The following is a 1888-nucleotide window of genomic DNA, read 5'->3' as shown; positions in this document are numbered from 1 at the left end:
GACTGGCTATTGCTTCGTGGAGGTTTCCTGACATGTCTGCAAGTTTGCCGTTCATGCTTGTTCGTCCGCCAAAATTGTAAAGCACATTCCATATCCACGGCTTACCATAAAATGAAGATTTATTTTTCCATGCAGGGTGTTGTTCACCATACAGATCAAGGATAATCATTTTGTCATCGGGTACTGCACCAAGCAGTGCTTTGATTTGAGGTTCTTTCCAAAAATCGTTAATGTTATAGTAAAGAAACCAGGCCTGCATTACCCAAACAGCTTTTGGATCTGCCGCAGCTATAGATTGATAAACAGACTTACTCATGTTTGCTAAAAACGCCGGATCATCAGTATCAGGATTTACTTCATTGAAACAATCGGCTGAATAAAAGTGATTGGTGCCATACATTTCAGTTTGTTTCTCTATAAATAACTTTCCTATTCTTTTAAACAATTCGTCTCCAGGATCAAGAAAAAAAGTTCCACCAAAACCTGCAGACCAATCGCCGGTTTTATGAAGTTTCGCATTGGGATATACTTGCTTAATGGATTCAGGTACATGCCCGGTAAATCCCTGCAAAATAGGGGTCATTCCAAGGGCACGTTCTCTTTCAAGTATTTTTTGTTGCAACAGTTTATGTTTTTCCATCCAAGATTTTGGCAATGGGCCACCCAAGCCATCTATATTACCCATCCATCCCCATGGCAGATAAGCAGGGCCTACCAAAAAATCACCAATCTGCTTATCATTCAAACCCAATTCTTTATATACTTCATACCAAACAGCTTCCTGCCCGGTAATAGCCAATGGAAGGTTTACACCATTCATTGCCATCCAGTCTATTTGACGTTCCCACTGTTTCCAATCCCACCAGGACATGGTATAACTAAAGGTGCAAACATTAAAAAAATACCTGTAATTATAAGTAGTCCGCACTTGCTCGGTAGATGTTGGCTGCGGCAATTTTGCGGGCAGGTTAAGCTGTTCATCTACAACTGTAAATTGTACTTTACAGTATTTTTTTAAATACCAGTTTAGCCCCGAGGCTATAGAGATGCCGTTGTTTCCTTTAATAAGAATTTTACCATTGCGCCCTGATATTTCAAATAAATCTTCTGTATTATTTTTATCAATCCGTTCAAATATAAATTGATCAGCCTTGTCTTTAAGTACTCTTTTCGCTAAGCTATAAGCGCTGATGGTTACGCTGTCATTTTTACCATTTAGCAAATCATTATCAGCCCTGCATATTCCATGTGCAACGATTAAGAAAATAAAAACCCCCATTAAAATTTTAAATATTTTCATAAACCGCTTTTTAAAAAACCAATTATTAAACACCTGTTATTTTGTACTATAAAAGATAAAAACGTAAATACAATTTTTTGTCCAGGCAGTGCCATAAGTCAGTCCCCGTAATTCACCATCGCCTGCTTTATCAATTTCAAACTGCCACTCACCATTTAATGATAACCAGTTTTCACGATAAAGATCTGGCCGTGGATGTTCCGGCCGCAAATCACCGGCTAAGATTTTAAGAGATAGCATTATTAAAACAATCATCATAACCAGCAACACAACCCGGTATTTTTCTTATGATTATGAATGTCATTGAATGTTTTGTATTTGATTACTAATCCCATCATCATCGCTTATGTTTACAAAACTATCCTAATGCCAATGACTGTTTGAAACATTTATTAATCAATGATTAACCGATATTAACCAAAATGACTTTTAGAAAATAATTGATAGATAATCTCTGTAAATTTATTTTTTACAAATACGGTTTACAAATACATGTCTTCAGTAAAGAAACAATGCCGGCTAATGTAAGGTGTTAAACACTTTCAACCTATCATGTAGTTTACCGTTCTTAGAAAATTGAATTGAAAA

General features: G+C 36.4%; 2 protein-coding genes. Both read right to left on the bottom strand.

Features of this window, described 5'->3' with window-relative positions; all coding sequences use genetic code 11:
- A partial coding sequence (locus ACY65O_RS16225) for an alpha-N-acetylglucosaminidase (protein ID WP_462221908.1) occupies window positions 1-1300 on the bottom strand: 1300 nt, incomplete at its 3' end.
- Window positions 1301-1336: 36 nt separating this feature from the next.
- Entirely contained in the window at window positions 1337-1570 is a 234-nt protein-coding gene (locus ACY65O_RS16220) for a hypothetical protein (RefSeq protein ID WP_462221907.1), read from the bottom strand.
- Between the last annotated feature and the right edge of the window lie 318 nt (window positions 1571-1888).

This window comes from Ferruginibacter sp., from assembly GCF_031430955.1.
Classification (GTDB): Bacteria; Bacteroidota; Bacteroidia; order Chitinophagales; family Chitinophagaceae; genus Ferruginibacter.
This window is presented reverse-complemented; position numbering and strand designations above follow the sequence as displayed.